Here is a 23,482-nt window from a genome sequence, read left to right on the forward strand (position 1 = left end):
TCGGTGATCGGGCGCAGGCCGTCGTAGGAGCGGGTTTACCCGCGAAAGGGCCCTAGAGCCCGAGCTTGGCCATGCGGGCCTTCACCGAAGCCTCGATCCCGGCCGCATCCAGCCCGCACTCAGCCAGCATTTGTGCAGGCTTGGCATGCTCGACATAGATATCCGGCAGCCCCAGGTGCAGAAGCGGCTTGAGCACTGCCTGGCTGGCAAGGAACTCACCCACCGCAGCGCCTGCGCCACCCATGATGGCGTTTTCTTCGATGGTTACCAGCAGCTCATGGCTGCCTGCCAGCTCAAGCACCAGCGCCTCGTCCAGCGGCTTGACGAAGCGCATGTCGACCACCGTGGCGTTGATCTGTTCGGCCACTTGCATGGCCTCGGCCAGTTGTACGCCGAACACCAGCAGGGCCACTTTTTCGCCCTGGCGGCGGACCACGCCCTTGCCGATCTCCAGTGGTTGCAGGTCACCGCTGATCGGCGCATTCGGGCCGGTACCACGCGGGTACCGTACAGCGGCCGGGCCGTTGTACAGGTGGCCGGTGCTGAGCATCTTGCGCAGTTCGTTCTCGTCGCTGGGGGTCATCACCAGCATGCCCGGGATGCAGCGCAGGTACGACAGGTCGTAGCTGCCGGCGTGGGTCGGGCCATCCTCGCCGACCAGGCCGGCGCGATCGATGGCGAACAGCACGTCGAGGTTCTGCACCGCCACGTCGTGGATCAGCTGGTCGTAGGCACGCTGCAGGAAGGTGGAGTAGATCGCCACCACCGGCTTGCTGCCCTCGCAGGCCATGCCGGCCGCCAAGGTCACGGCATGTTGCTCTGCGATCGCAACGTCGAAGTAGCGCTCAGGGTAGCGCTCGCTGAAGTCGACCAGGTCCGAGCCTTCCTTCATTGCCGGGGTAATGCCCACCAGGCGGTTGTCGGCGGCGGCCATGTCGCACAGCCACTGGCCGAACACCGCGGAGTATTTCGGGCCGCTGGCTTTCTTCGGCGCGGCGGGCTTGTCGGCCGGCTCCAGCTTGGTGATGGCGTGGTAGCCGATCGGGTCAATCTCGGCAGGGGCGAAGCCTTTGCCCTTCTTGGTCACCACATGCAGGAACTGCGGGCCTTTCAGGTCGCGCATGTTGCGCAGGGTGGCGATCATGGTGGGCAGGTCGTGGCCGTCGATCGGGCCGATGTAGTTCCAGCCCAGCTCTTCGAACAGCGTGCCCGGCACCAGCATGCCCTTGGCGTATTCCTCGGTGCGACGGGCAATTTCCCAGGCGCCTGGCAACCGCGACAGCACTTTCTTGCTGCCTTCGCGCATGCTCGCGTAGGTGCGGCTGGAAAGGATCTTGGCCAGGTAGTTGGACAGGCCGCCGACATTGCGCGAAATCGACATGTCGTTGTCGTTGAGGATCACCAGCATGTCGGCATTGACTTCCTGGGCGTGGTTCAACGCCTCGAATGCCATGCCGGCGGTCAGCGCGCCATCACCGATCACCGCAATCGACTTGCGTGCGCTGTTCTGCAGGCGGGCAGCAATGGCCATGCCCAGCGCGGCGCTGATCGAGGTGCTGGAGTGGCCAACGCCAAAGGTGTCGTACTCGCTTTCGCTGCGGCGCGGGAAGGCCGCGATGCCGTCCTTCTGGCGCAGGCTGAGCATGCGGTTACGGCGCCCGGTGAGGATCTTGTGCGGGTAGGCCTGGTGCCCCACGTCCCACACCAACCGGTCGTCCGGGGTGTCGAACACGTAGTGCAGGGCGATGGTCAGCTCGATGACGCCCAGACCGGCACCAAAATGCCCACCGGTCTGCCCAACGGTGTAGAGCAATTCCTGGCGCAGTTCGTCGGCCAGCGTTTCCAGGTCGGCTTCGGCCAACCGGCGCAGGCCGGCAGGCGTGTCAGCGCGGTCGAGCAACGGCGTGACCGGGCGTTCGCGGGGGATCTCTTGAAACGTCGTGGGCATCAGGCGAGTCGTTATAGGTGTGTGAAGACGCGGCAGTTTACCCCATTGTGGGAAAAGTGCCCATTCGACCACAGGTTACGCGGCCCCCTGTAGGAGCGGGTTTACCCGCGAATGCGTCGGCAAATTCAAGATCGCATTCGCGGGTAAACCCGATCCTACAGGGATAGGTGAAGCTGTTTAGTTACGGCGTTCGACAATATAACGCGCCAAGGCCCGCAGCGGCTCGGCCTTTTCGCCGAACCCTTGCAGTGCGGCCAGCGCCTGGTCGCGCAGTTCGATTGCATAGAGTTTGGCGGCTTCCAGCCCCAGCAGGGCCGGGTAGGTCGGTTTGTCACGCGCTATGTCTGCACCTTGGCGTTTGCCCAAGGTAGCAGTGTCGCTTTCCACGTCGAGGATGTCGTCCTGCACCTGGAATGCCAGGCCAATGGCCTGTGCATAAGTCTGCAGGGCATCCAGCTGCGCTGGTTCGGCACGGGCACTGGCCAGGGCGCCGAGGCGTACGCTGGCTTCGATCAGCGCGCCGGTCTTGTGCCGGTGCATGAACTCCAGCGCCTGCTGGTCCAGCTTCTGGCCCACCGAACCGAGATCGATGGCCTGGCCGCCAACCATGCCGGCCGGGCCGGCAGCTTTGGCCAGCACCTGAACCATGGCCAGGCGAATACTGTCGATCTGAGGGCTCAGGCAAGGGTCGAGCAGGGCACTGAAAGCCAGGCTCTGCAAACCGTCGCCAGCAAGGATGGCGCACGCTTCGTCAAACGCCTTGTGGGTGGTCGGCTGGCCGCGACGCAGGTCGTCGTCGTCCATGGCCGGGAGGTCATCATGCACCAGCGAGTAAGCATGGATCAGCTCGACCGCGCAGGCTGCACCGTTGGCCTGTTCGGCCGGGGCGCCCAAGGCTTCGCAGGCCGCGTAGGCCAGCAACGGGCGCACGCGTTTGCCGCCGTTCATCACGCTGTAGCGCATGGCGGCGTAAAGGCGTTCCAGCTCTTTGCTCGGGGCGATGAACAGCGGTTCGAGGGCTGCGTCGACGCGCGCCTGGCAACTGGCCTGGTAGGTGCCAATCATGCTTCCGGCTCCGCGTCGAAGGGTTGGGCAGCCAGTTCGCCGTCGCGCTCCAGCAGAATTTGCACCTTCTGTTCGGCCTGGGCCAGGGCGCCCTGGCAGTCACGGGTCAGGGCGATGCCTTGTTCAAAGGCGGCCAGCGACTCTTCCAGCGACAACTCGCCGTTCTCCAGGCGCTCGACCAGTGCTTGCAGGTCTGCGAGGGATTGCTCGAAATCGAGGGAGGCTTTTTTGCGGGCCATGGCGACTGTCTCGGTGGCATTCAGAACGGCGCGACACTAGCAGAGCGGGGCGGGGGGAGCAAACTTCCGGCAGCTGCATCGGCTGATGCAGACCGATATGGGAGCGGCCCTGTGTCGCGAAAGGGCCGCTCGCACAAGGACCGCAAAGCGTCCCGGTTCGGTGGGTCAGGCCGGCTCTGCTTCCCGTTCCAGCATTGCCTCACGGTACCGCGCCAGCTCCTCGATGGTCAGCACCGGCAAATTGTACTGCCGTGCATATACCGCCACCTGCTCACCACGGGCCATGCTGCCATCGGGGTTCATCAGCTCGCACAAGACCGCTGCCGGGCGCAGGCCGGCCAGGCGCGCCAGGTCCACCGAACCTTCGGTATGCCCACGGCGGGTCAGCACCCCGCCATTGCGGGCGCGCAGCGGAAAAACATGCCCCGGGCTGACTATATGGCGCTGTTCGGCGCTGGAGCGCAGTGCTGCGCCAATGGTGGTGATGCGGTCCTGGGCGCTAACCCCGGTGGTGATACCTTCGGCCGCCTCGATCGTGACGGTGAAACCGGTGCCGTGGCGGGCCTGGTTGTTCTGCACCATGGGTGCCAGCTGCAGTTCGTCGACGGTGGCTTCGTCCAGGCACAGGCAGACGATGCCGCTGCAATCGCGAATCATCATGGCCATGGTCTGCAGCGAAATGTTCTCGGCGGCGGCAATGATGTCCGCTTCGTCCTCGCGGTCGTCATCGTCGAGCAACAGTACAGGGCGCCCGGCCTGGAAGGCGGCGATGGCGGCGGAAACATTGGGGAATTGCGCGTGGTGCTGGGTGAACATGAAACGCTCCTCGTGAATGATCGATGAACGTCTCGGGGCGAACAAAATGCGCGCGCAAGGGCGCCCGGATGGCCCCTGCATGACGCCTTCTTTCATCCGGACTATGACCGTCGGCTCTGGAGTTGCACCAGATCTGCTGACCCCCGACATGGTCGGGGCGCTCGCGGGCTCATCTTTCGATTTACCGCCGGTGGGGACTTACACCCCGCCCTGAAGACCGGCCAAGCATACAGCACAGTGCCACCCCAGTGGCAACCCGCGGTGCTACTACCTTCGGCGAGACTTGCAGCAGTAACCATCTACTCCTTTCTCACCTGCCGCAGCGCTTACCTTCGTGACGGTCACATTGGCAAACCAAGGAAACGAACCGTCATGTCCTCTCTCTATCCTTTTACCGATACCGATCTCCATCTCGCATTCAGAAAGGTCGTCGACACTTTGTTCGACAAGAAGCGCGACTACGTCGACGGCGTGCTCAAGCCCAAAATGCTCATCATTGCCGGTACACAAGGCTCGGGTAAGACGTACTTGCTGGAAAAAACGCTGCTGAAGAGCGGGCGCTACGACAATTATGTTCGCCTTTACGAAACCCATTTTCGTGAACTGCACCCTCATTATCGGGCGATGGAAGACAAAGGCGTGCTGCATGTCTATGAGCATACCGAGTCGTTCATCTGGCGCCTGGGGGCAATGATTTGCACGTATGCGATGGAAAACAAATACAACATCATCATGGAGACCGCGCTCGACAGCCCTCATTTCGCTGATTTTCCACCTGAAGCCGCCCGGCAGGGCTATCAGAGCGAGGTCCATCTGATTGCGTGTCAGAAAGAATTCAGCCACTGGTCGACCCTGGACCGTGTGGTCAACAGCGTTGGCAATCAGGAGATCGAGCGTGTGGTCAGCCTGACGCAGATCGAAGAGGCGCAAATCAATGGCAGGGCCATCATCGATGCTTTCGAAAACGCCTGTGTCGAGGTGCCGGGTTCCGAAATCGTGATCTATCGACGTGGCCTGGAGACAGACAGGAATAGCCTGCCGGTCTGTCACAGCACCTGTCCTGAAAAAGGGCTCCTCGTGCCCCAGCAGAACTACCAAGGCAGGGCATTCTTCCGCGGAGCAGACCTGAAGATCAACTTCAAGGTCCAGCGCAGCCCCCAGGCCGATTTCCCCTGTTCCTATATTCAGTATGCGCAGGTGGTGCATGCCGGCCTGCTGGGTTTGAAACACCGTCGGACGATGGCCGAACTCAATTGCAAAACCCTCGGCCAGGCTCAGAAGCTGATGTCGCAGCTGCCTGTGGATGTCTACCGCGAACTGTGCCTGTACGTGCTCAAGTACGCGCAACCTTGAGTCGGACAGGCGCAGGGCTGGTCACTGGCCAGACATGCCTTCGATCACCCTGCGCAGGGAGGCGGCCAGCATGGGCCCATGCCCCAGACCGTCGAAGCGCTCATAGCGCACGTCGAGGCCTTTGATCGCGGCCAGATCTGCCGCCAGGCGGCGCGCAGGCAACTCGTCGTCCTCGTGCGGCGAACCATGCGGGTTGGCGGGCTCCTGCCCGCCGCGCATCAGCAGCAGGCGCGGGCGCGCCTCGCCCAGGCGTGAGGGAAGTCCTTGCGCCTCCCGGACAATCACGCCATCGCGCCACCACAGTGACGGGCTGGCAGCCGCGTAAAGGCAGAATTCGCCGGGGCGGGTAAACAGTGCGTGAAGCACGGCCAGGCCACCATAGGAGTGCCCCCACAGCGTCTGTCGTTGCGGATCGACCGGCGCCATAGCCGACACCATCGTGCGCATGCGCCCGGTCAAAAGTTCCAGGAACGCATCGACCCCGCCGCTGGGCTGGCCGGTCAGCGGATCACGCTGCTGCACCTGCTCCGGCAGCTCCGGGGTGTAGTCCAGCGTGCGGCCGGCCCTGTCGATGCGCAGTTCGGTCCGATAACCCACCGCCACCAGCAGGGGCGCCTGGCCCGCGGCGAGCCTGTCCAGTTGCTGCTGATCCAGCGTCCCCAGCGCAGCATTGCCATCGAGCATCCACAGCACCGGGTACCCCGATGCCGGCGCTGGACGATTCGGCTTGCCAACCCACAGGCGGTAGTGACGCAGGCCATCGGCCGAGTCCAGATCAAACTGGCTGAAGTGATAGGCCAGGTCCTGGCGCCGTAGCACCGACGTGTCCATCTTCTGGTCATGCTCGGGCTGTGCCAGGACAAGAGGGGCCGCCAGGGCAAGTGCCAAGGCCAGCATCAGGTTCTTCTTGCTCATCAGGCGTCTCGTCAGGGCTTTGCATGGAGCGCAAGGCTTGAGCGCCCAGATGATAACCAGTCCCGATCGAGCGTAAAGCGCATTAACTTTCTAAACAGTCTCAGGCCGCAGGCAAGGTCATGTGCAGGCACAGGCCCGGGTGCCCATTGCTGGCCCACAACCGGCCGCCTTGCAGTTCGATGGCGCGACGGGCGATAGCAAGGCCCAGGCCGAAGCCTGCGCCACTGTCGGCCAGGCGTTGGTAGGGCTTGAAGATGCGCTCTAGGTCGGTATCAGGTACGCCTGGCCCCTGGTCGCTCAGGCGCAGGTGCCAGTATGCGCCATCCCGCCAGCCATCGAGGCTGACCTGGCCTTCGGTCGGCGAGTGGCGAATGGCATTGCGCAACAGGTTTTCCAGGGCCTGGGCCAGGCTGTCCAGATGGGCCTGCACCAGGCAGTCGGTGCCAAGTGAACACGGCAGGCGCGCACGGTCCCAGCCGCTTTCGAAGCAGACGTCCTCGCATAAGGCTTCCCACACGGAAAGCACCAATACCGGCTCGGTCGCCAGGCTGGGCTGTTCGGTGTCCATCCAGGCCAGGTCGAGGGTGTTTTCCAGCAGCTTCTGCATGTCGGCCACCTCACGGTCCAGGCGCTCGCGCAGCTGCGGCGGTGGCAAGTCGCTGTCATGGGCGATGCGCAGCCGCGCCAGAGGTGTGCGCAATTCGTGAGACAGCGTGCGCAACAGCAGGCGCTGTTGCTCAAGGCTCTGGCGCAGGCGCCCGGCCATGTGCTCGAAGGCCTGAGCCAGCTCACCCAGCTCATCACGCCGCTCCTGCAGGGGCAGGGCGGGGCTGTCCAGATCATCGGCCCGCAGGGCGTCGGCGCGGTCGCGCAGGCGGTTCAGCGGCACGACAAGATGCCGGTATAGCGCAAGGCCTAGCAGCAGGGCCAGCAGTGCGGGGGCAACGCCATGCGTGACCACATGGGTCCAGGGTGTCAGGCCTGTGGGTAGCAGCCGTTCGGGCAGTTGCAGCACCAGGCGGCCATGCTCGGGGTGTTGCGGAAATTCGATGCTGACGTAGGGCAGTTCATCCTGCAGGCGCCGGCTCATCGGCCAGTCGAGCTTGCGCATGAATGTCAGGTGGCTGGCTTCCTCGGCGCTCAGCGGCGTGGTGCCAAGGCTCTGAAGGTGTGGACCTATCACGGCCACCCAGGTGTCCTCGGCCCGTGCCACCTGCTTGCGCCAGGCTTCGGTGCCGGCTGCGCCGTCCTGCTCCCACGCCTGTTCGGCCTGTTGAGCATAACGCGCCAGGTAGTCCTGGTCGGCCTGGGATAGAAAATAGGTACTGCGCTCCACCGAAAGGCCCCAGGTCCAGATGAGCCAGATCAGCAACAGGCAGAAGCTGACTTGTAGCAAGGCCAGTTTCCACAGCAACGGGTGGCGACGCATCAGGCCTGATCCGTGTCGACCAGGATGTACCCTTGGCCACGCACGGCCTGGATCTGCAGGTGCTGGGCATTGATGTCGGCCAGTTTGCGGCGCAGGTTGCACACATGCACATCCAGGCCTCGGTCCAGTCGGGTATAGGCCCTGTGCAGCACGGTCTGGTACAGGAAGGGCTTGCTCAACGCTTCGTCGGGGTGGGCCAGCAGCGTGACCAGCAAGCGGAATTCGGAAGCGGTAAGGCCAGCGGCGTTGCCGTTGTGGATAACGTCCTGGCGGTCGTGGTCCAGCATCACCTCCCCCACGTCGGCACGCAGCGCCGTACCACGATCGAATGCCACGCGACGCAGCAAGGCATCCACCCGTGCGTCCAGCTCCGCCAGGCTGAAGGGCTTGGGCAGGTAGTCGTCTGCACCACGGGTGAAGCCGCTGATGCGGTCCTGCTCGGCCCCTAGTGCCGACATCAGCATGACCGGCACTGCCTGCTGGCGGCGCAGGGCGTCGAGCAGGCTGAGGCCGTCGATGCCTGGCAGCATGATGTCCAGCAGCACCAGTTCGAACTGCGATTGCTGTATGGCATTCAGGGCCTGGGTGCCGCTGGCGCAGGCGTGCACCAGGAAACCGCGATTGCGGAAATGGCGGTCCAGGTCCTGAAGCAGGCGTGGGTCGTCTTCGGCAAGGAGAAGTGAGGTGGGCACGGCGAGCCTTGATGAGAACTTTTATCAGTTGCGAATCATCCCACTGGCTGCAGGGAAAGGGCAACGCCTTGATGTGTTAAGAAGGTTAATCCTGCTGCACCCTGGTTTTCGCTCCGGTATCGTTCGCAAAAAGCAACTTGTTTCGTTTGCGATTCAATATCATTTGGGCGAAGGGTGTGTCATGACCGGTTTCAAAAGTGTGGGCAGCTTGCAGCGGGTTCGGGGATGGCTGGCGCTGGGGTTGCTGGCACCGTTTTCTTTATCGGCGGTGGCCGAAACGGTAGCGGCCCAGACGGCGGCTGAAGGCAACTCGCTTGATCTGCCTGCATTGACCATCGAAGGCAACCGCCTGTACGACATGCTGCCTTCGGAGGAAACCGGCGGTTACAGCGTCGATGCCGCTACCGTGGGCACCAAGACGCCGGCAGCGCTCAAGGACATCCCGCAGTCGATCACCGTCTACACCCAGGACTACGTCAAGGATCGCCAGTTCGTACATCTGGATGACCTGGCCAAGTACACCGCCGGCCTGCGCACCCTGACCAACGACAGCGGCCGTTCGTCGATCTACGCCCGTGGCTACGAGTACAGCGAATTCAACATCGATGGCCTGCCGGCCCCCATGGCCAGCATCTTTGGCACCGTACCGTCGCTGGCCGCGTTCGACCGTGTCGAAATCATGCGCGGCCCGGCCGGGTTGTTCAGCAGCACCAGCGAACTGGGCGGTATCGTCAACATGGTACGCAAGCGCCCGACCGCCGAGTTTCAGGGCCACATCGAAGGCAGCTACGGCACCTGGGACACCAACCATGAAGAAATCGACCTGAGCGGCCCGCTGGACGCCGCCGGTCGCGTGCGCGGGCGCTTCATTGCATCCCGTGACGACACCAATGGCGAAGTGGACTACAACGCCAACACCAGCAACAGCTATTACGGTGCGCTGGATATCGACCTGGACGACGCCACTACGCTGTCGTTCGGCCTGATGCACGAAGTGAAGAACATCACCCCGCACAACGGCTACCCGGCCACGTTGTCCGGCGAGGTGCCCGACTTCAGCCATTCGCGTTTCCTGGGCGCCGACTGGAACTACTTCGACGGCAAGACCACCGACCTGGTCGCCGAGCTGACCCACCGCTTCGACAATGGTGGTTACGGCCGTGTCGCGGCCCGTGGCTCGCACCGCGACACCAACTACCTGTACGCCTTCACTGCAACCAATGCCACCACAGGCGCCAACTCCGAGCGCGCCAGCGCCCGTGATTTCACTCAAGACACCTACTCGCTGGACGCCAGTTACAGCCAGCCGTTCGAAACCTTCGGCCAGGTCAGCGAGTTCGTGGTGGGCAGCGACTACAAGAACTACGACACCGAGTATCTCAACGGCACCACCAACCTGGGCGCCATCAACGTCAATACCTACTCGCCTAAACAGTTCGCCAAACCGTCGCCCAACTACAGTACCGAGACCGGCATGCAGGAAGAGGAATACGGCCTTTATTCCAAGGTCACCTTCCGTCCGATCGAGCGCCTTGCGCTGATTGCCGGTGGCCGTTTCAGTTGGTACCGCGGTGATTTCTACACCACCACCCTGACCAGCGGTGCATCGACCAATGACAGCAAGCGTGTGGACGGCCACTTCACCCCGTACGGGGGCCTGGTCTATGACTTGACCGAGAACCACGCGCTATACGCTAGCTACTCCCAGGTTTTCAAGCCTCAATCCGACACCGACAGCAATGGCCGGGTGTTGAAACCGCGTGAAGGCGAGCAGTACGAGTTCGGCCTCAAGAGCAGCTACTTTGGCGGCGATTTGAATACGCGCTTCTCGGTGTTCCGCCTGACCGACAAGAACCGCGCTACCACCGTGTACGATGCCGATGGTGTGGCCACTACCGATTCCGTTGCATCCGGCAAGACCCGCGTGAAGGGCGCGGAAGTGGAAGTGAGCGGCAAGCTGACGCCGAATTGGGAACTGCTGGCCGGTTACACCTGGATGGAGACCGAAACCGTCAAGGGTGACGCCGAAACCACGTTCTTCATCATGCCGCGCAACCAGGCTTCGCTTTGGAGCAAGTACACCATCAGCCAAGGGCCGCTGACCGGCCTGGCGATTGGTGGCGGAATTTCCGCGATGAGCAACTTCTACTCCGAAAACGGCGGCGTGCGTATCGACGCGCCGGGCTACGCGACGGTGGACGCGATGCTGTCGTACCCGGTGACTTCGAAGCTGACCGCCACCTTCAACGTCAATAACCTGTTCGACCGGGACTACCTGTCGCGGGTGGGCTCGACCTCCACGTTCAACTTCTACGGGCCGTCGCGCAGCATGATGGTTGGGGCGCGGTATGACTTCTGACGGGGTCTGTTGCCGCTAGGTACACAAGGCCGTGCCTGCAAAGGGCGCGGCCTTGATGCTGAATCATGAGAAATCTAGAAGAGTATCTGCACCATCGGGTATCAGTGCAACAAAGTTGTGAGAGTAAGTGTTAATCAGGCGCTTGGTTTTAATTCAAGAAGTCTCCGAGTGCCATTGATGCTTTATTTCCTGCCATTGGGTGTCTGACAACCACTTGTCTGCCACCGGAAAGAAAATATTCTCCTCGGCATCCATATGATCATAGTATTTCTTGATGAAGTCTTCGATCGTGTCGGCAATTACTCTGGCCTCTTGCTTTGACTGCTCCAACATCTTGAGCTGTCCGGCAATTCGCGTGAAGGCTTTATGATCTTGCTCGATGGCCATGACCCGTTGGTGAATCGGTGCGTCGGTTGTCAGCAAGGCCAGCCGAATAAGCTCTTCATTTTCATGGTGGTGCCGCTCTGCATCACCATGCAAGGCTTCCAGTTGCTTAAACAACAGCTTGCAGTCATCGGCACCCGCAGAGCCGTGCCTTATCCTCTCCAGTAATTCTTTGATCTGAGTAATTTTGGTAGCCACCTCATGATGATAGGCGTGCAGCTCTTTCAATAAGGCATTCATGCTAAGTCCTCATCACTACATCAAACCGTTACAGATTAAATATAAGTAATAAGCAATCTCCAAGGATGGCCGCACGTGTCAGCGCACATCTAATCGTTTTATTATAGTCTGGCGCGAAACGCTCATCTTCAGAAAAAACCCTCCATTGGAAGATTTCGAAATATCAACTTGATATCTATATGCGCGACGAGAAGAAGCCGACACCCCAGAATCGCTTGCGGGCTGAACGTGAACAGCGGGGGGCTGAGCACAACGGGAGGTGTCAACCTTATGCAGGACGGGGCATTGCCAAATTAAAAAGCCGGCTTGTGGCCGGCTTCTCGGGGACGCTTCCGACTAATTTATGGTAAGCCGCAATCGCCTTAACTGTGTGGCCATCAAGGGCCTGAAAGAGATGGCAGATGCCCGTGTGGGATATCGCCGAGCCCTCTGGAACGCGGCTCGCGCCGGTCGGGGCTTAATGTGCGGCGTAGCATACAAGGGCGGGCGCAGGATGCCCAGCAAAAAATTGCCCAGAGTGCTTCAACTGGGCCGCTGCTGGCGGAAATGTGACCAGTGGAACACCCAGCCAAGAATTTCCAGGCCCTGCGCCTGACGCTGAGCAGCGGTGTAGCGTTCGACCGTGTAGTTGCGCCGGTCATGGCTGTGCAGGTACAGGGTGTCGTGCGGGCCAAGACTGAGGTTGTTTACCCTGAGCATGCCGTTTTGCAGCAGGGCATAGGTTTCGCCCTCGACCACCTGGGTCATGCCCAGGTCGATGGCCAAGGTAGCTTGCAGCGGAATCAGCGGGAGCATGTTGCTGGCCGGCATTGCCAGGCAGATTGCGTTGCCGGCTTGCACACCCAAGCCCTTCAGGGCTTTTGCCGGCAAGCGCAGGTGCTTGCTGCCCACCGGCGACAGCAAGCCGTTGCGCACTTCGTAGTAGGGCACCTTCAATACCCGGCCACGATGTTCGGACAGCGGGGTAAGCGGGTTGGCGGGCGCTGGCCGTGGACGGCCGTTGCGCAGGAGTGGATTGGGGTGTTTGGGGCCTTCACCGGTGCGCAGCCAACGCCGGTGCACACAGAACAGATCGGCCAGTTCGTCCAGTCGGGCCAAAGGCACACCGCGTTTGAACCAGTTGTTGACGTGCTGTGCTGTGACGCTGCGCTGGGCGGCGAAATCGGAAGGGGTCAGGCCACATTCGTGGAGCAGGGCTCTGAGGCGGTCGCCGGAAGTGTTCATGGCGGCGAGTGTAGCGGCGGGTTGCCAGTAAGGAAATGAACCGGGTGTTGACGGGATTTGTACGAAAAGAGGCTGTTTGTAGGATGCTGGTGTAGGACTGTGTAGGATTTGTTCCCAGCAGTGAGCGCGTTCCATTCAGGCATGAAAAACCCCGCCAAAGCGGGGTTTCCCTGCAGTCGAAATCAGCCCTTGTAGGCAGCGACCGATTTGGTGATCGCGGCACGGGCGGCATCGGCGCCTTCCCAGCCTTCGATCTTGACCCACTTGCCTTTCTCGAGATCTTTGTAGTTGGCAAAGAAGTGCTCGATCTGCTGGATCAGCAGGGCTGGCAGGTCGGTGTATTCCTTGACGTCAACGTACAGCTGCGACAGCTTGTCGTGAGGAACAGCGATGACCTTGGCGTCGCCGCCACCGTCGTCGGTCATGTTCAGCACGCCAACCGGACGGGCGCGGATAACCGAGCCTGGGGCCACTGGGTAAGGAGTAACCACCAGCACGTCCAGCGGGTCACCGTCGTCAGCCAGGGTGTTCGGGATGAAGCCATAGTTGGCTGGGTAGAACATTGGGGTAGCCATGAAACGGTCGACGAACAGCGTGTCGCTGTCCTTGTCGATTTCGTATTTGATCGGCGCGTGGTTGGCCGGGATCTCGATGGCGACGTAGATGTCGTTCGGCAGGTCTTTGCCCGCCGGAATCTTGCTGTAGCTCATTGGGCAGTGCCCCCGTGTTTGACCAAAAAGTGGCGGCGATTATAGGCACATTCTGCCGGGGCACGCCACGCTTGGCCTGATGTGCGGGCCCGTCAGGCGTGGCTTTCGCGGTACTCGGGGTGTTCCGCCTGCAGCCGGCACAGGCGCGCCAGCGGGTCTTGCCGGTAGAACAGCGACAACTGGTGGTAGACCTTTGGATAAGCCTGATGAAGCAGGTCAGGGGCACTAAAGAAGTACTCGCTGGTAACGGCAAAGAACTCTGCCGGGTTTTCCGCAGCATAGGGGTCGATGGCAGTTTCGGCGTCGGGGTTGGCGTCCAGTTGCTGGTTGAGGTCGTCATAAGCCCGCTGCATGGCGCTTGCCCACTCATCAACGGGCATGCCGCTGTGCAACGGTGGCAGGCCGTTGGCATCGCCATTGAGCATGTCGAGCTTGTGCGCCAGCTCATGGATGACCAGGTTGTAAGCCTCCCAGCCACCACTGGCCTGCACGCCGTTCCAGGCCAGGATGATCGGCCCCTGTTGCCAGGCTTCGCCGCTGTGTTCGCCGTCCCACACGTGCTCCACGCCACTGGCATCGCGGTGGCGCTGGGGGCTCTTGAAGTCGTCGGGGTACAGGATGATTTCGTGGAAGCCTTGGTACCAGTTCAGCTCACCCAGGTGAAGCAGGGGTAACTGTGCCTGGGCAGCCAGCAACAGGCGCTGTTCGTCGTCCAGCTCGACACCGGGCAGGCAGGTGAGGTGCTTGTCGAGCAGGAACAGGATGCAGGCTTCGCGCAGCCAGCGGTCTTCAGCGTCGCTGATGCCGTCCAGCATCGGCAGCCGCTCGCGTACGGCCTGCCATTGCTGTGGCGTGATCGGGTAACGCGCCAGAGTACGCTTGCGCCGCCAGGCGCTGAATGACCACATGCCGTTTGTTCTTTACCTGTTCAGTGAGCCTTGGCCGTACGGCCCAGGCGCCCACGCAGCAAGCCGAGAATCATCGGCACCAGCGACAGGATGATGATGCCCACCACCATCAGCGACAGGTGCTGCTTGATGAACGGCACGTTGCCGAAGAAGTAGCCCAAGGTGACCAGGCCGCCGACCCAAAGCAGCGAACCGGCAACGCTGAAGCCGAGGAAGCGTGGGTAGTGCATGTGGGCGATGCCCGCGACGAACGGTGCGAAGGTGCGCAAGATGGGCAGGAAGCGCGCCATGGTCACGGTCTTGCCGCCATGGCGTTCATAGAAATCGTGGGTACGCTGCAGGTAGTCGCGGCGGAAGATCTTGGAGTTGGGGTTGTTGAACAAACGCTCGCCGGCTGTTCGGCCGATCACGTAATTGGTGCTGTCGCCCAGGATTGCAGCGGCCATCAGCAGGCCGGCCAGCAGCACCGGGTCCATGCCGCCACCCGCCGCCACGGCGCCGGCGATGAACAGCAGCGAGTCGCCTGGCAGGAATGGCATCACTACCAGGCCGGTTTCGCAGAAGATCACGGTGAACAGGATGGCGTAGATCCAGGGACCGTAATTGGTGACCAGCAGATCGAGGTAGGCATCGAGATGCAGGATAAGGTCCAGCGGGTTGAAATCCATGTACAGCACCTGTGTTCTTGGGCGTAGGCTTGGTTACCGGGGGGAGGGTAAATTTTCACACATGACAGGTGAGCCATTATACGGCTAAGTCAGGAACATGCCCGGAGAGTTTGTAGCGGGGGGTTACGGTAGAGGGGTATTCCTTTGCCAACTGCTTCGCGGGCACGCCCGCTCCCACAAGGATCACTACCTTGCTCGTGGAAGCGGGCGGTGCCGGTCAATCCTGGCTGATTGGCAGGATGTAGCTCTTGAACTCGGTATCCTCACGAAACCCGATGGATTCGTAAGTCTTGTGCGCCACTTCATTGTTCGCGCTGGTCGACACGCGCATGCGCACAGCATTGGTCTCTTTGGCCATTTTCTTCGCCTCGCGAATCAAATGGTCGGCGACCAGCATGCGCCGGGAGTCCTCGGCTACATAGATATCGTTGAGAATCCATACCCGCTTCAACGACAGCGACGAGTAGCTCGGGTACAGCTGGCAAAAGCCCAGCAGTTTGCCGTCGTCATCATCCGGAAGTGCCAGGTAAATCACCGATTCGTCCCGCTTCAGGCGCTTTTCCAGAAAGCTGCGCGAGCTGTCGGGGTAGGGCAGTTGCCCGTAGAACTCACGGTATTTGACGAACAACGGGGTGAGCAGGTCGAGGTGTTCCAGGGTTGCTTTGATGATGCGCATGTGCGGCCCTCAGAGTCCATTTGGGAAACAGCGGAATGCCAGCAGCGTTCAAGGGCATGCTGCCCAATGCACGGCACGAGTGCAATCCGCCTTCCGTGACAGATTTTTTACCCTTTGCCGAGCAGGAAGTTACCTTTCTGGTTGGCGCTGTCTTCATTCTCCAGGCTATGGACCTCGGCTTCGTCCTTTAGATTCACCCCGGAAAGCTGGCGCCGGCAGGCTTCGCGCATCAAGTACAACAGGCGGTGCGCCGCCATGCCATAGCTCAGCCCCTCCAGGCGGATATTGGAAATGCAGTTGCGGTAGGCATCGGTCAGGCCGACCTTGGGTGCGTAAGTGAAATACAGGCCAAGGCTGTCGGGCGAGCTCAGTCCCGGGCGCTCGCCGATCAGCATCACCGTCATCCGGGCGCCCAGCAGCTCGCCGACCTCGTCGGCCACTGCCACGCGGCCCTGCTGCACCAGCACCACCGGGGCGCAGGTCCAGCCGTCGGCGGCAGCCTGTTCGTCGAAGCGGGTCAGGAACGGCAGTGTGTGGCGATGCACGGCCAGTGCCGAGAGGCCGTCAGCCACCACGATGGCCAGGTCGACGCCACCGGGGTTGGCCTGGGCATGCTGGCGAAGGGTCGCAATCGAGTCTTCGTTCAGCCGCCGGCCAAGGTCCGGGCGCTGCAGGTACTGGTGGCGGTCGCTGGCAGCGCTGTGCAACACCAGGCTTTCGCGCCCACGGTCACTCAGCTGGCTGGCCAGGCCGGCGTGGTCGAAAGCCAGGTGCACGGCATCTCGTGCCTGGGCATGGGCGAACTGGAAATCCAGCTGCGCCCCGGTCGGCAGGCTGGTGCCGGTGCGGCCCAGGGCGATGCGCGCCGGGGTCAGGTTGCGCAGGGCCAGCCAAGGGTTGTCGGGGGTAGGCGTGCGATGGTCCATGGTCATCCCTATGCAAGCTGTGCCAAGGCCTGGCGGAAGGCCGGCGGCAGGTTGTCCCCGAAGCGCACCCGGCCATCGGCCTGGGTGAAGATACCGGTGCGGGCCAGCCATGCCTCGAATTCCGGCCCGGGCTTCAGGCCCAGGGTCTGGCGCGCGTACAACGCGTCATGGAACGAGGTGGTCTGGTAGTTGAGCATGATGTCGTCGGAGCCGGGGATGCCCATGATGAAGTTGATGCCGGCCACCCCCAGCAGCGTCAGCAAGGTGTCCATGTCGTCCTGATCGGCTTCGGCATGGTTGGTGTAGCAGATATCGCAACCCATCGGCACGCCCAGCAGTTTGCCGCAGAAATGGTCTTCGAGGCCGGCGCGGATGATCTGCTTGCCGTTGTACAGGTATTCCGGGCCAATGAAACCGACCACGGTGTTGACCAGGAACGGCTTGAAGTGACGGGCCACGGCATAGGCGCGGGTTTCGCAGGTCTGCTGGTCGACGCCGTGGTGGGCGTTGGCCGAGAGCGCACTGCCCTGGCCGGTTTCGAAATACATCAGGTTCTGCCCGAGGGTGCCACGTTTCAGCGACAGCCCTGCTTCGTAGCCTTCCTGCAACACGTTCAGGTTGATGCCGAAGCCGGCGTTGGCCGCCTCTGTGCCGGCGATGGACTGGAACACCAGATCCAGTGGCACGCCGCGGTTGATCGCTTCGATCGAGGTGGTGACGTGGGTCAGCACGCAGGACTGGGTGGGGATGTCGTAGCGCTGGATGATGGCGTCGAGCATTTCCAGCAGGGCGCAGATCGAAGCGATGCTGTCGGTGGCCGGGTTGATGCCGATCATGGCGTCGCCGTTGCCGTACAGCAAGCCGTCGAGAATGCTGGCGGCAATACCGGCCGGTTCGTCTGTCGGGTGGTTGGGTTGCAGCCGGGTCGACAGGCGCCCGCGCAGGCCCATGGTGCCGCGGAACCGGGTGACCACGCGGATTTTCTGCGCCACCAGCACCAGGTCCTGCACGCGCATGATCTTCGACACGGCAGCGGCCATTTCCGGGGTCAACCCGGGCGCCAGGGCGCGCAGGCTGTCTTCGTTGGCTTCCTCGCTCAGCAGCCAGTCGCGCAGGCCACCCACGGTCAGGTGGCTGACCGGGGCGAAGGCCTGGGCATCGTGGGTGTCGATGATCAGGCGGGTAACTTCATCTGCTTCGTAAGGGATCAGTGCTTCGTTGAGAAAGTGCGTCAGCGGAATATTGGCCAACGCCATCTGCGCGGCGACACGCTCGCCGTCGTTGCTGGCCGCGACGCCTGCCAGGCAGTCCCCAGAGCGTGCCGGGCTGGCTTTGGCCATCACTTCCTTGAGGCTGTCGAAGCGGTAGACCAGATGGCCGACCGTGTGTACGAAACTTGCCATACAGAATCTCCAGAGCCGCGGGTTGCCCCGCGGCGGGTGGCGGCGATCAGTGCAGGGCCTCTTCGGCCTTCTGGATCGCGGCGAATTCCTCTTCCGGTGTGCCCGCGACCAGGTGGTGGCGGCTGTAGAAAGCAAAGTAGGCAATTAATACCGCATAGATCACTGCAGCGCCAATGACTACCCGCGGGTCAACCAGGAATCCGGCGACCACGGCGATGCACGCCAGCACCAGCGCCAGGCCGGATGTGAAGATGCCACCCGGGGTGCGGTAGGGGCGCTCCATCTTTGGCCGGCGGATGCGCAGGGTGATGTGCGCAGCCATCATCAGCACGTAAGACAGGGTAGCGCCAAACACTGCCACCAGGATCAGCAAGTCACCCTGGCCCGTCAGCGACAGGGCAAACCCGATGATGCCGGGGATGACCAATGCCAGTACCGGGGCCTTGCTCTTGTTGGTTTCCGACAGTTTGCGCGGCAGGTAACCGGCGCGGGACAGGGCGAAGATCTGCCGGGAATAGGCATAGATGATCGAGAAGAAGCTGGCGATCAGCCCGGCCAGACCGACCAGGTTGACGAAGCCGCCCATCCAGGTGGAGCCGCCGTAGGCCTTCGACAGGGCTTCGACCAGCGGGTTACCGGAGGCCTTCAGCGCCTCGGAGCCTGCGCCGCCCGGGCCGACCACCAGAATCAGCAAGGCGAAGGCCAGCAGTACCAGCATGGCGCCGATCAGGCCGCGTGGCAGGTCACGCTTGGGGTTCTTGGTTTCTTCTGCGGCCAGCGGCACGCCTTCGACGGCAAGGAAGAACCAGATGGCGTAGGGGATGGCTGCCCACACGCCGACATAGCCGAACGGCAGGAAGCTGCTGGCGCCGACGGCGTCCGTTTTGGCGATGTCGAACAGGTTGGCTGCATCAAAATGGGGCACCATGCCTATCAGGAATACGGCCAGGGCAATGGCGGCGATGGCGGTGATGATGAACATCAGCTTCAGTGCCTCACCCACGCCGAAAATGTGGATGCTGATGAACACGATGTAGAACGCCAGGTAGATCATCCAGCCGCCGATACCGAACAGCGATTGGCAGTAGGCGCCGATGAACACCGCGATGGCGGCAGGGGCGATGGCGTATTCGATCAGGATCGCCGTGCCGGTCAAAAAGCCGCCCCATGGGCCGAAGGCACTGCGGGCAAAGCCATAGCCACCGCCAGCGGTGGGGATCATCGACGACAGCTCGGCCAGCGAGAAGCACATGCACAGGTACATCGTTGCCATCAGCAAGGTGGCCAGGAACATGCCGCCCCAGCCGCCCTGCGCCAGGCCGAAGTTCCAGCCGGCGTAATCGCCGGAAATGACGTACGCCACGCCCAGGCCGACCAGCAGTACCCAGCCGGCGGCGCCTTTTTTCAGTTCACGTTGCTGGAAATAGTCAGAGCCGACTTTCTCGAAGTCGACGGAAGAGCCTGCCGGCGATCCGGCGGAATGTTCGCTTGGCATAGATTCACCTGTTGTTTTTCTTGGTGGCCGGAAGGGTTCCGGGCCGATGGTGATGGGTACTGCAGGAAGCGAGCCAGAGCGGTTGGTGCACGGTTACCGCCCTGGGTTTTGTGTAAAGCAAGTCCGGCCTCTTCGCGGGCTTGCCCGCTCCCACAGGTACCGCACCGGCTCTGGAACCAACGGTGAACCTGTAGGAGCGGGTTTACCCGCGAAGAAGGCGACGCGGTCTAGAAGAAGCCCAACGGATTGATGTCGTAGCTCACCAGCAGGTTCTTGGTCTGCTGATAGTGATCCAGCATCATCTTGTGCGTTTCACGCCCAACCCCCGACTTCTTGTACCCGCCGAACGCGGCATGCGCCGGGTACAGGTGGTAGCAGTTGGTCCACACACGGCCAGCCTTGATGCCGCGGCCCATGCGGTAGGCACGGTTGATGTCGCGGGTCCACACGCCGGCACCCAGGCCGAACTCGGTGTCGTTGGCAATTGCCAGCGCTTCGGCTTCGTCCTTGAAGGTGGTGACGCTGACCACCGGGCCGAAGATTTCTTCCTGGAACACGCGCATCTTGTTGTTGCCCTTGAGCAGGGTCGGCTGGATGTAGTAACCGGTAGCCAGCGAGCCTTCCAGCTTCTCGACCTTGCCGCCGGTGAGCAGCTCGGCGCCTTCTTCCTGGGCAATCTGCAGGTACGAGAGGATTTTTTCGAACTGCTGCTGCGAGGCCTGCGCGCCGACCATGGTGTCGGTGTCCAGCGGGTCGCCGCGCTTGATCTGCAGCACCTTCTTCATCACCACTTCCATGAACTGCGGATAGATCGACTCTTGCACCAGGGCACGCGACGGGCAGGTGCACACTTCGCCCTGGTTGAAGAACGCCAGCACCATGCCTTCTGCCGCCTTCTCGATGAAGCTTGGCTCGGCCTGCATGATGTCTTCGAAGTACACGTTCGGCGACTTGCCACCCAGTTCGACGGTGGACGGGATGATGTTCTCGGCGGCGCATTTCATGATGTGCGAGCCCACCGGGGTAGAGCCGGTGAAGGCGATCTTGGCGATGCGTTTGCTGGTGGCCAGGGCTTCACCGGCTTCGCGGCCATAGCCTTGCACTACGTTGAGCACGCCAGGTGGCAACAGGTCGCCAATGACTTCGAGCAGTACGGTGATACCCAGCGGCGTCTGTTCGGCAGGCTTGAGCACCACGCAGTTACCAGCGGCCAGTGCCGGGGCAAGCTTCCAGGCAGCCATCAAGATCGGGAAGTTCCAGGGGATGATCTGCCCGACCACGCCCAGTGGCTCGTGGATGTGGTAGGCCACGGTGCCTTCATTGATTTCGGCAGCGCCGCCTTCCTGGGCGCGGATGCAGCCAGCGAAATAGCGGAAGTGGTCCACCGCCAGCGGAATGTCGGCGTTGAGGGTTTCGCGGATCGGCTTGCCGTTGTCCCAGGTTTCGGTAATGGCCAGCAGTTCGAGGTTCTGCTCGATGCGGTCGGCGATCTTCAGCAGCACGTTGGAGCGATCCTGCACTGAAGTGCGGCCCCAGGCGTCGGCCGCAGCATGGGCGGCATCCAGGGCTTTGTCGATGTCTTCGGCAGTAGAGCGGGGGAATTCAGCGATCAGCTTGCCATTCACCGGGGAGGTATTTTCGAAGTACTGCCCCTTTACCGGAGTAACGAACTCACCACCGATGTAGTTGCCGTAGCGGCTCTTGAAGGAAACCTTCGCGCCTTCGGTACCGGGATGTGCATAACGCATGGTGTGTCTCCTTGGTATTGTGCTTTTTAGGGAGTTGGAAAGCATAGAGCAAGGGTTGGGCCAGTGTTGGTCACGCCAGGCAAATCAATGACTTGAGTCATTTTTACGGGGCTGATCAAGGGCCGCTGTACCGGTGCCGGTACGCCTGGGGTGACATTTTGTGCCGTTTGCGACACATCGCAGGCGTGTGCATTGCAAAGCCTAACCGGGTGGAGGATGCTGGGCTGACGCTCTATCTGCGGAGAATTACAACAATGCAGAGCAATCACTTCACGCGCCATGCCCGGCAGGTGCATAGCGTTGCCCATGGCGGGGCCGGGGAGGGCGGCAGTGACCCGTCCATCGCCCGTTCCTGGCTGCGCTGCCTGGAGGATTACCACCTCGACCCGGCGGTGATCGAAGCGCCGGTGGTGCTTGAGCATGGTCGCCTGCTGGAAAGCCGCGAGCGCCTGCACCAGGTGCTGCAAATTGCCGACCATGAAATGAACAGCCTGCACCGGCAGCTTTCCGGCGCAGGCCACGCGGTGCTGCTGACCGACGCCCGCGGGGTGATCCTCAATTGCGTCAGTGCCCCCGCCGAGCGGCGCAGCTTCGAGCGTGCCGGGTTGTGGTTGGGCGCCGACTGGAGCGAGGCGCGCGAGGGCACCAATGGCATCGGCACCTGCCTGGTCGAGCGCCAGGCGCTTACCATCCATCAGAACGAGCACTTCCGTGGCCGTCACACCGGGCTGACCTGCTCGGCCAGCCCGGTGTTCGACCCGCATGGCGACCTGCTGGCGGTACTCGACGTGTCCTCTGCACGCCCCGACGTATCGCGGCAAAGCCAGTTCCACACCATGGCGTTGGTCAACCTGTCGGCGAAGATGATCGAAAGCTGCTATTTCCTGCGCCATTTCGAGCAGCAATGGTTACTGCGTTTTCACCTGCAAGCCGAGTCGGTCGGCCTGTTCAGCGAAGGCTTGCTGGCGTTCGACGGCGATGGGCGTATTTGCGCTGCCAACCAAAGCGCACTGAACCTGCTGGGCACGGTAAGGGGTGGCGTGCTGGGCAAACCGTTGGCGTGCTTTTTCGCGTGCAGCCATGACGAAATGTTCAGCCGTGCCACGCCCGGCGGCAGTGCTGTCTGGCCGCTGCGCACCCTGGACGGTCGCCAGGTGTTCGCCAGCCTGCGGGGGCAGGCCCGGGCGCCGGTGTGGTCGGTGCCGGCCGCCCAGCCGCGGCCCGCAGCTGAAGTGGAGCCGCTGGTCTGTCTGCTTGACCCGGCGTTGCAAAATGATTTCCGCCGCAGCGTGCGGGTGTTCGAGCGCGATGTGCCATTGCTGCTGCGCGGCGAGACCGGCTGTGGCAAGGAAGCCTTCGCCCAGGCTGTGCATCAGGCCAGTGAGCGGCGCGGCAAGCCGTTCGTCGCCATCAACTGCGCGTCTATCCCGGAAAGCCTGATCGAGAGTGAGCTGTTCGGGTACCGCGGCGGCAGTTTTACCGGCGCGCGCAAGGAGGGCATGCGCGGCAAACTGTTGCAGGCCGACGGCGGCACCTTGCTGCTGGACGAGATCGGCGATATGCCGCTTGCCCTGCAAACCCGACTGCTGCGGGTGCTGGAGGAGCGCCAGGTGGTGCCGATCGGGGGAGAGCCACAGGCGGTGGACGTGCGCATCGTCAGCGCTACGCACCGTGACCTGCTGGAACGGGTTGAACAGGGCAGTTTCCGCGAGGACCTGTATTACCGCCTCAATGGCCTGGAGGTCGCGCTGCCGGCGGTGCGCGAACGCAGTGACAAGGCGCAGTTGCTGGACTTTCTGCTGCGTCAGGAGACGCAGGGGCAATGGATAGACATCGAGCCCCGGGCGCGGCAGGCGCTGCTCGCATTTAACTGGCCGGGGAACGTGCGGCAGATGCGCAATGTGCTGCGTACTTTGGTGGCGCTTTGCGAAGATGCCCGCATTACCTTTGCGGACCTCCCCGCAGTCATCCGCACCAGCCCACCTCTCGCGGGGGTAGGCGAGCCCGCGAAGATGTCCGACCAGGAAATAGAGGGCGAGGGCGTTGCCCTCGTTCGCGGGCAAGCCCGCTCCCACAGGTCCGGCGGTGCCGCTGAGATTGTGGGTGAATCTGGAGGGACCGAGGTTCTGCTCGACGCGGAGCGGCAAGCGCTGAAGGAGGTACTGGAGGCAAAACACTGGCATCTCACCCGCGTTGCCGAGCACTTGGGCATCAGCCGCAATACCTTGTATCGAAAACTGCGCAAACACGGCATTACCAGGGGCGACTGAGCGAAACAGCGGGT

At 62.2% G+C, this 23,482-nt stretch carries 20 protein-coding genes and 1 riboswitch; of the genes, 3 read left to right on the forward strand and 17 right to left on the reverse strand.

From position 1 onward, the window contains the following. Positions 1-52: 52 nt before the first annotated feature. From dxs to ribB, 4 genes are all read right to left on the reverse strand, one after another. The gene (gene dxs / locus PRJ_RS02720; RefSeq protein WP_104960704.1) at positions 53-1,948 is read right to left on the reverse strand and encodes a 1-deoxy-D-xylulose-5-phosphate synthase; all 1,896 of its coding nucleotides are present in this window, start codon (positions 1,946-1,948) and stop codon (positions 53-55) included. 177 nt (positions 1,949-2,125) lie between these two features. After that, positions 2,126-3,013, reverse strand: coding sequence for a (2E,6E)-farnesyl diphosphate synthase (gene ispA, locus PRJ_RS02725; protein ID WP_020192445.1), 888 nt, complete (start codon positions 3,011-3,013; stop codon positions 2,126-2,128). Then, the gene (locus PRJ_RS02730; RefSeq protein WP_003255380.1) at positions 3,010-3,252 is read right to left on the reverse strand and encodes an exodeoxyribonuclease VII small subunit; all 243 of its coding nucleotides are present in this window, start codon (positions 3,250-3,252) and stop codon (positions 3,010-3,012) included. Before PRJ_RS02730 ends, ispA begins: the two co-directional genes overlap by 4 nt. A 165-nt stretch (positions 3,253-3,417) precedes the next feature. After that, the gene (ribB, locus tag PRJ_RS02735) at positions 3,418-4,068 is read right to left on the reverse strand and encodes a 3,4-dihydroxy-2-butanone-4-phosphate synthase (RefSeq protein WP_020192444.1); all 651 of its coding nucleotides are present in this window, start codon (positions 4,066-4,068) and stop codon (positions 3,418-3,420) included. A gap of 80 nt (positions 4,069-4,148) precedes the next feature. After that, positions 4,149-4,290: riboswitch (FMN riboswitch) on the reverse strand. A gap of 150 nt (positions 4,291-4,440) precedes the next feature. Here ribB and PRJ_RS02740 point away from each other — a divergent pair. Beyond that, positions 4,441-5,421: a zeta toxin family protein gene (locus PRJ_RS02740; RefSeq protein WP_104960705.1), complete on the forward strand. Its 981-nt coding sequence runs from the start codon at positions 4,441-4,443 to the stop codon at positions 5,419-5,421. Positions 5,422-5,442: 21 nt separating this feature from the next. On the opposite strand, the gene PRJ_RS02745 is transcribed toward PRJ_RS02740, so the two are convergent. The 3 genes from PRJ_RS02745 to PRJ_RS02755 form a co-directional block, all read right to left on the reverse strand. Beyond that, entirely contained in the window at positions 5,443-6,336 is an 894-nt protein-coding gene (locus PRJ_RS02745; protein WP_104960706.1) for an alpha/beta hydrolase, read from the reverse strand. A 100-nt stretch (positions 6,337-6,436) separates the two neighbouring features. Next, positions 6,437-7,765 (reverse strand): sensor histidine kinase, encoded by a 1,329-nt coding sequence (locus PRJ_RS02750; RefSeq protein WP_104960707.1) that lies wholly within the window; start codon positions 7,763-7,765, stop codon positions 6,437-6,439. Beyond that, on the reverse strand, positions 7,765-8,457 hold the full coding sequence (locus PRJ_RS02755) for a response regulator transcription factor (protein ID WP_104960708.1): 693 nt from the start codon (positions 8,455-8,457) through the stop codon (positions 7,765-7,767). Before PRJ_RS02755 ends, PRJ_RS02750 begins: the two co-directional genes overlap by 1 nt. A 181-nt stretch (positions 8,458-8,638) precedes the next feature. On the opposite strand from PRJ_RS02755, the gene PRJ_RS02760 reads away from it, so the two are divergent. Continuing rightward, complete coding sequence (locus PRJ_RS02760) at positions 8,639-10,816, forward strand: TonB-dependent siderophore receptor (protein ID WP_104960709.1); 2,178 nt, start codon at positions 8,639-8,641, stop codon at positions 10,814-10,816. 153 nt (positions 10,817-10,969) lie between these two features. Here the strand turns inward: PRJ_RS02760 and PRJ_RS02765 are convergent, their stop codons facing one another. The 10 genes from PRJ_RS02765 to PRJ_RS02815 all read right to left on the reverse strand — a co-directional run bounded on the left by PRJ_RS02765 (position 10,970) and on the right by PRJ_RS02815 (position 21,198). Further along, positions 10,970-11,440 (reverse strand): hemerythrin domain-containing protein, encoded by a 471-nt coding sequence (locus PRJ_RS02765; RefSeq protein ID WP_020193843.1) that lies wholly within the window; start codon positions 11,438-11,440, stop codon positions 10,970-10,972. A gap of 522 nt (positions 11,441-11,962) precedes the next feature. Further along, a complete protein-coding gene (locus PRJ_RS02770; protein ID WP_049587189.1) occupies positions 11,963-12,664 on the reverse strand; it encodes an XRE family transcriptional regulator in 702 nt (233 codons plus the stop codon). 182 nt (positions 12,665-12,846) lie between these two features. Beyond that, a complete protein-coding gene (gene ppa / locus PRJ_RS02775) occupies positions 12,847-13,374 on the reverse strand; it encodes an inorganic diphosphatase (RefSeq protein ID WP_003255365.1) in 528 nt (175 codons plus the stop codon). 92 nt (positions 13,375-13,466) lie between these two features. Continuing rightward, entirely contained in the window at positions 13,467-14,282 is an 816-nt protein-coding gene (locus PRJ_RS02780; protein WP_104960710.1) for a zinc-dependent peptidase, read from the reverse strand. Positions 14,283-14,302: 20 nt separating this feature from the next. Beyond that, on the reverse strand, positions 14,303-14,950 hold the full coding sequence (locus PRJ_RS02785) for a DedA family protein (protein WP_003255361.1): 648 nt from the start codon (positions 14,948-14,950) through the stop codon (positions 14,303-14,305). Positions 14,951-15,167: 217 nt separating this feature from the next. Next, the gene (locus PRJ_RS02790) at positions 15,168-15,626 is read right to left on the reverse strand and encodes a GNAT family N-acetyltransferase (protein ID WP_003255360.1); all 459 of its coding nucleotides are present in this window, start codon (positions 15,624-15,626) and stop codon (positions 15,168-15,170) included. A gap of 107 nt (positions 15,627-15,733) precedes the next feature. Continuing rightward, entirely contained in the window at positions 15,734-16,552 is an 819-nt protein-coding gene (gene eutC / locus PRJ_RS02795) for an ethanolamine ammonia-lyase subunit EutC (RefSeq protein ID WP_010951820.1), read from the reverse strand. An 8-nt stretch (positions 16,553-16,560) separates the two neighbouring features. Continuing rightward, positions 16,561-17,955: an ethanolamine ammonia-lyase subunit EutB gene (locus tag PRJ_RS02800; protein ID WP_020193840.1), complete on the reverse strand. Its 1,395-nt coding sequence runs from the start codon at positions 17,953-17,955 to the stop codon at positions 16,561-16,563. Between the two features lie 46 nt (positions 17,956-18,001). Next, positions 18,002-19,450 carry an ethanolamine permease gene (gene eat / locus PRJ_RS02805; RefSeq protein ID WP_003255355.1) on the reverse strand — a complete coding sequence of 483 codons (1,449 nt, stop codon included), beginning with the start codon at positions 19,448-19,450 and terminating at the stop codon, positions 18,002-18,004. Between the two features lie 227 nt (positions 19,451-19,677). After that, on the reverse strand, positions 19,678-21,198 hold the full coding sequence (locus PRJ_RS02815; RefSeq protein WP_010951822.1) for an aldehyde dehydrogenase family protein: 1,521 nt from the start codon (positions 21,196-21,198) through the stop codon (positions 19,678-19,680). A 254-nt stretch (positions 21,199-21,452) separates the two neighbouring features. Here PRJ_RS02815 and PRJ_RS02820 point away from each other — a divergent pair, with 254 nt between their 5' ends. Beyond that, positions 21,453-23,468, forward strand: coding sequence for a sigma-54-dependent Fis family transcriptional regulator (locus PRJ_RS02820; RefSeq protein WP_104960712.1), 2,016 nt, complete (start codon positions 21,453-21,455; stop codon positions 23,466-23,468). Positions 23,469-23,482 lie beyond the last annotated feature (14 nt).

This window comes from Pseudomonas sp. XWY-1, assembly GCF_002953115.1.
GTDB classification, from domain to species: Bacteria; Pseudomonadota; Gammaproteobacteria; order Pseudomonadales; family Pseudomonadaceae; genus Aquipseudomonas; species Aquipseudomonas alloputida.